At 72.0% G+C, this 6,619-nt stretch carries 4 protein-coding genes; 3 read left to right on the forward strand and 1 reads right to left on the reverse strand.

The window, feature by feature from the left end:
* Positions 1-6 precede the first annotated feature (6 nt).
* Positions 7-3,459, forward strand: coding sequence for an indolepyruvate ferredoxin oxidoreductase family protein (locus L2C96_RS06265; protein ID WP_237335518.1), 3,453 nt, complete (start codon positions 7-9; stop codon positions 3,457-3,459).
* Positions 3,447-4,004: a hypothetical protein gene (locus L2C96_RS06270; protein WP_237335519.1), complete on the forward strand. Its 558-nt coding sequence runs from the start codon at positions 3,447-3,449 to the stop codon at positions 4,002-4,004. Before L2C96_RS06265 ends, L2C96_RS06270 begins: the two co-directional genes overlap by 13 nt.
* On the opposite strand, the gene L2C96_RS06275 is transcribed toward L2C96_RS06270, so the two are convergent.
* Positions 3,965-5,746 (reverse strand): sigma-54-dependent Fis family transcriptional regulator, encoded by a 1,782-nt coding sequence (locus L2C96_RS06275; protein ID WP_020419344.1) that lies wholly within the window; start codon positions 5,744-5,746, stop codon positions 3,965-3,967. The two genes, L2C96_RS06270 and L2C96_RS06275, sit on opposite strands and share 40 nt — an antisense overlap.
* 185 nt (positions 5,747-5,931) lie before the next feature.
* On the opposite strand from L2C96_RS06275, the gene L2C96_RS06280 reads away from it, so the two are divergent.
* On the forward strand, positions 5,932-6,619 hold a 688-nt coding region (locus L2C96_RS06280), incomplete at its 3' end, for a ferritin family protein (protein WP_504903304.1).

Raw genomic sequence — 6,619 nt, forward strand, 5'->3', positions numbered from 1 at the left:
AGCCCAGTGACCACCCAGACCACCACCGTGTCCCTCGACGACAAGTACACCGCCGAGCGCGGGCGGGTCCTGCTGTCCGGGATCCAGGCCCTGGTGCGCCTGACGCTCGAACAGCGCCGCCTGGACACCGCCCGCGGGCTGTCCACCCGCGTGTTCGTCTCCGGCTACCAGGGTTCGCCGCTGGGCGGGGTGGACCTGGAGATGGGCAGGGCCGCGCGGTTCCTCGACCCGGCTGGCGTGGTGTTCCGGCCGGGCGTCAACGAAGAGCTCGCCGCGACCGCCGTCGCCGGCACGCAGCTGCTCGACCAGCTGCCCGGGCGGCAGCACGAGGGGGTCACCGGGTTCTGGTACGGCAAGAACCCCGGCCTGGACCGGGCCGCCGACGCGATCCGGCACGGCAACATCTCGGGCACCGCGCCGCTCGGCGGGGCGGTCGCCTGGATCGGCGACGACCCGGCGAGCAAGTCCTCGACGGTGCCGAGTTCGTGCGAGCCGATGATGCAGAGCCTGTCCATGCCGCTGCTCGCACCCGGCTCGGTGGCCGAGATCGTCGAGTTCGGGCTGCACGCGGTCGCGCTGTCCCGCGCCAGCGGGTTGTGGACCGGGCTGAAGATCGTGGCCGACATCGCCGACGCCTCGGCGACCGTGGACGTGGCCGACCTGCGGGCCGGCATCCCCGAGCCGGCCCGCCGCGAGCGCGGCCCGCTGCCGACCCTCCTCGGCCCGGCGGCGCTGGACGCCGAATTCGACATGCTCACCCGACGCCTGGACCTCGCCCGCGCCTACGCCCGCGACGCCCGGCTCAACCGGGTGGTGTTCACCGCCGCTTCCGCCCGCCTGGGGATTCTCGCCTCCGGCACCGGGTTCGCCGTCCTGCAGCGCGCGCTCGACGACCTCGGGCTGGACGAAGCGGCGCTGGACGCGCTCGGGCTCCGGCTGATCCGGCTCGCCATGCCGTTCCCCCTCGACGACCAGGAGCTGGCCCGGCTGACCGAAGGCCTGGACGAGGTGCTCGTCGTGGAGGACAAGGTGCCCTTCCTGGAAGGCCACCTGAAGGAGGCGCTGTACCGGCGGCCGGGCGCGCCGAACGTCGTGGGACGGCGGGACGAGACCGGGCGGCCGTTGCTGACCGCGCGGGGACAGCTCGGCGCGGAAGAGGTCGCCCAGGCCGTGGCCGCCCGCATCACGGCGGTGATCGGCCCGGACCGGCTGCCGCGCGCCGCGGTCACCCACCTCGCCGCGATCCGGCCCCGGCGGCCCGCGCGCATCGGCGTGCCCCTGGCCGCCGGAAAGCGCACGCCGTACTTCTGCTCGGGCTGCCCGCACAACACTTCCACCCGCGCCGCCGACGACACGCTCGTCGGCGCCGGCATCGGGTGCCACGTCATGATCACCCTCGACGGCGCGGGCCGCGGCAGGCAGATCGGGCTGACCCAGATGGGCGGGGAGGGCGCCCAGTGGATCGGGCTGGCGCCGTTCACCGGCGACCGGCACTTCGTGCAGAACCTCGGCGACGGCACCTTCCACCACTCGGGCTCGCTGGCAATCCGCGCCGCGGTCGCCGGTGGTGTCACCATGACCTACAAGCTGCTCTACAACGACGCCGTCGCGATGACCGGCGGCCAGCAGGTCATCGGGCGGCTGTCCGTTCCCGAGCTCACCCGGCTGCTGGCCACCGAGGGCGTGCGGCGCATCGTGGTCACCACCGACGACCCCGGCAAGTACCGCGGCGTGGCGCTGGACCCGATCGCGTCCGTCCGCCACCGCGACGACTTCGCCGAAGCCGAAGCCGAACTGGCCGCCGTCGACGGCGTCACCGTGCTCATCCACGACGACCAGTGCGCGGCGGAGGAACGACGGCTGCGCAAGCGCGGCAAGCTGCCCACACCCGCGGAAAAGGTCGTGATCAACGAGCGGGTCTGCGAGGGCTGTGGTGACTGCGGCGACGTCTCCACCTGCCTGTCGGTGCAACCCGTGGACACCGAGTTCGGCCGCAAGACCCGCATCCACCAGGCCTCCTGCAACTCCGACTTCTCCTGCCTGAAGGGCGACTGCCCGTCCTTCCTGCTCGTCGAGCCGAGCGCGCAACGCCGCGCGCTGCCCGGGGAACCGCCCGTGGCGCTCGCCGAGCCGGAGCCGAAGGTCACCGGCACCGAGACGCTGCTGCGGATGCCCGGAATCGGCGGCACCGGCGTGGTGACCGTGTCGCAGATCCTGCAGATGGCCGCGCACCTGGACGGCAAGTTCGCCGCCGGGCTGGAGCAGACCGGTCTCGCGCAGAAGGGCGGGCCGGTCACCTCGGACGTCCGGATCGGCAAGCAACCGGTGCGCGGCTCGCTGCGCGCGTCACGCTCCACAGTGGACGTCCTGATCGGCTTCGACCTGCTCGGTGCCGCAGAGGAGTCCACGTTGGCGACGGCGCGCGGCGGCCGCACCATCGCGGTCCTGAACACCTCCGTGGTGCCGACCGCGGCGATGGTGACCAACCGCGTCGCCGTGCCGGGCAGCGTCGACGACCTGCTCGCGCGCGTCGCCGAGGCCACCACGCCGGAGGCGAACCTGCACCTGGACGCGCAACGCCTGTCCGAATCGCTGTTCGCCGACCACATGCCCGCGAACATGCTGCTCGTCGGCGCCGCCTACCAGCACGGCTGCATCCCCGTCGCCGCGGCCGCGATCGAGCAGGCCATCCGGCTCAACGGCGCGGCCGTGGACAAGACCCTCGCCGCGTTCCGCTGGGGACGCGCGGCGGTCGTCGACCCGGAGGCGGTGTTCGCCGCGGCGGGCGCCAGTGCGGAGCCGGCGGATGCCGGGTTCGAAGCGGCGCTCGCCACCCGGATCGCCGATCTCACCGGCTACCAGAACGAGGCTTTCGCCCGCGCGTACGCCGAGGAGGTGCACCGCGTCATGGACATCGCGCAGGCCCGCGCCGGCGACACCGCCGCTGAGCGAGTCGGGCTCGCCTACGCGCGTGGTCTGCACAAGCTCCTGGCGTACAAGGACGAGTACGAGGTCGCCCGCCTCCACCTCGACCCGGCGGAGAAGGCGCGGCGGGAGGCCGAGTTCGGCCCGGACGCCAAGGTGTCGGTGATGCTGCACCCGCCGGTGCTGCGCGCACTGGGGATGAAGCGGAAGATCCGCCTGCGCGGGCGCACCGCCGAGGTGGCCTTCCGCGGCCTCCGCGCGGCGCGGAAGCTGCGGCACACGCCGTTCGACGTGTTCGGCTACGCCGCGGTGCGCAGGACCGAGCGGCAGCTCGCCGGCGAGTACCAGGCCCTGGTGCGGGACGCGCTGACCCGCCTGACCCCGGCGACGCTGGACGCGGTGTGCGAGATCGTCGCGCTGCCCGACCTGGTGCGCGGCTACGAGGACATCAAGCTCGCCAACGTGGCGAAGTTCCGGGCCCGCGCGCGTGACCTCCTGGCCCGCCTGCCGGAGGGAGCGGTGTGCGACCGGTAGCCCCGTGCTCGGCGGTGCTGCGGCTGGACGTCATCGAGACGCCCTACGCGATCGCCCGGGTCACCTCGATCCTGACCGCCCGGCGGTTCGACGTGCTCACCCTGGACGTCGGCGCCCCGGCGGGCGGCCGCCGCCGCATGACGGTCGAGCTGGCGGCCGGGGACGATGCGGAGGTGCGCCGGGCGGTGAAGTACCTGCACCGCTCGCCGGACGTGCTCAAGGTCGTCCACCTGCCCGACGAGGAGTCGCACGCCCGGCGCGCCGCGTTCGTGGTGATCGACGCGCCTGCTCACCGGCTGCCGGAGGTCGTCACCGTCGCGCAGGCGATGTCGGCCGAGATCGTCGAGGCAGGCCACGGCCGCTGCACGCTGTTCCTGGCCGCCGAGCCGGACCGGGTGGCCGAACTCGTGACCGCCCTAGGCGACTTCCCCGTCCGCGACGTCGTGCTCTCCGCACCCGTGCGCACCCGGACGCTGCGGCGCCCCGGGGAGCACGGGCGCGCCGGTCAGCCGGGCACGATGCTGAACGCCCGGATCTTGCGGTAGATCGTCGCCCGGGACATGCCCAGGTCGGCGGCCGCGCGTTCCTTGTTCCCGTTGTTCGCCGCGAGGCTGCGCACGATCGCGTCGCGCTCCAAGACCTCCAGGCGGGTCAGCTGGCGCCGGGTGACGGTCCGGCACTCCGCGGGCAGGTCGTCCACCTCGATCACGCCGGCGCGGCGCCGCCGGGAGACCTGGGCCAGGACATCGTCGAGTTGCCGGACGTTGCCGGTCCACGGCAGCCGCATCAGCTGCCGCAGGCACGCGTCCGACACCTCCAGATCGCGGTTGCCGGCGTGGCGGGCCAGCAGGGCGGGCACGAGGTGGCGCACGTCCTCGATCCGGTGCCGCAGCGGCGGCACCTCGACGGTGTGCGCGAAGAACGGCATCAGCCAGTTGTGGATCTCCGTTCCGCGCGGATCCTCACCCACCGTGACCGCCACCCAGGCCGGCGCCTCGTCCGGCGGAGCGGCCTGCCAGGTGGTGAACAACTCGGTGAGCCGCCGCATCCCCTCCTCGGTCAGCGTGTCGGCGTGGCGCAGGATCACCGCCGGTGAGTTGCCGCAGCCGGCCTCGTCGGCGAGGGCGTGCGCCCACGCCTCGTAGTTGCCCACCGGAGCGCAGTCCAGCACGACCTGGCGGCCCGGCGCGTGACGGCGGGCCACGGCCTGCGCGAGGGCCGTCTTGCCCGTCCCGCCCTCGCCGGTCAGCACCAGCCAGTTCCCGCCGGTGATGCTCGCCTCCGCCGCGGAACACGCCTGCCGCCACACCGGGCTGCACCCGGCCAGCCCGGGCAGCCGCACGTCGGCGGGACCGGAGGCGCGCCGGGGCACGGCCTGGTTCTTCACCCGGAACAACCCGCCGACCAGCGTCGAACCGTGGTGCACCGGGCGGTACTCCAGGCGGGCGACCACACCGGAGGGCAGGTCGGCCAGGACCGTGGCCGGGGTGGGCGATCCGGCGACATCGGCCGTGTGGGTGATCAGCGCCGCCCGGTCCGCCGCGTCGTACAGGTCCTGGGCGTGGTTGTTCACCATCACCACGTCCTCGTTGACGGCCAGGATGGCGCCCGAGCCACGCCGGCAGGAAGCCAGGTACTCGCGGAACAGCGCCAGCTCACGGGCCCCCGCACCGGCGAGCATCGCTTCCTCGATCCGCTTCGCGGTCGTGCGGGCGAGGGTCAGCAGCAGCGGGCCGGGCGTGCCGGTCCACGACGTGAGATCGAGTACTCCGACCAGGTGACCGCGGATCGGGTGGTGGATCGGCGCGCCGGCGCATTCGAAGGTCGCCAGGCGGCTGTTGAAGTGTTCGAAGCCGGACACGAGCACGGGTTGCTGGCATTCGAGTGTCGTGCCGATCCCGTTCGTCCCGATCGACTCCTCCGCGTAACTGAAACCGGGGGCGAGGCAGATCCGGTCCAAACCGGAGTGCAGCGCGCGGTCCGGGCTGGAGCGGCTCACCACGAGTCCGTCGGCGTCGGTGAGCAGGATGGCGACCGGGTGATCGGACAGTTCGGACGTCAGGTTGTCCAGGATCGGTTTGGCGCTGCGCAGCAGGAGGCTGTCCTCGTCACGGTCGGCGACGAAGATCGGATCGGGCTCGTCGGCGTCGATCCGGTGCTCCAGCGCGCGCCGCCACGACGCCGAAATGATCTCCCGCACGCCCGCCAGTTCGGGCACCGGCCGGGACAGGAACTTCTCCCGGGCCGCGCTGACCTGCGATTCCGACTGGTGTCCTGGCCTCGTCACCACCGTCTCCTTTGACGTCGAATGCTGTGGTCACCGGGCTGACTCCACCCACGACAACTCATCGTGGCGGAGATCGTGCAGTGTCTCGGTCTCACATTGAGACAGAACTCACCTGCGAAGCGCAACACACTCTCCCCCGTCAGTGACGACTGCCGGGCCGCGAGACCCGGCCCGAGGAGGCTGAATTGAGCAGGCAGAGTCTCACCAAGGCGCACAACAAGATCACCGAGCTGTCCTGGGAGCCCACCTTCGCCACACCGGCGACCCGGTTCGGCACGGACTACACGTTCGAGAAGGCCCCCAAGAAGGACCCGCTCAAGCAGATCATGCGGTCCTACTTCCCGATGGAGGAGGAGAAGGACAACCGCGTCTTCGGCGCGATGGACGGCGCGATCCGCGGCAACATGTTCCGGCAGGTGCAGCAGCGCTGGCTGGAGTGGCAGAAGCTGTTCCTGTCCATCATCCCGTTCCCGGAGATCTCCGCGGCGCGGGCGATGCCGATGGCCATCGACGCGGTGCCGAACCCGGAGATCCACAACGGACTCGCGGTGCAGATGATCGACGAGGTTCGCCACTCCACGATCCAGATGAACCTCAAGAAGCTGTACATGAACAACTACATCGACCCGGCGGGGTTCGACATCACCGAAAAGGCGTTCGCGAACAACTACGCGGGCACCATCGGCCGCCAGTTCGGCGAGGGGTTCATCACCGGTGACGCGATCACCGCGGCCAACATCTACCTGACCGTGGTGGCCGAGACCGCGTTCACCAACACGCTGTTCGTCGCGATGCCCGACGAGGCCGCCGCCAACGGGGACTACCTGCTGCCGACCGTCTTCCACTCGGTGCAGTCCGACGAGTCCCGGCACA

Origin of the sequence: Amycolatopsis tucumanensis, from assembly GCF_021654135.1 — a bacterium.
GTDB classification, from domain to species: Bacteria; Actinomycetota; Actinomycetes; order Mycobacteriales; family Pseudonocardiaceae; genus Amycolatopsis_E; species Amycolatopsis_E tucumanensis.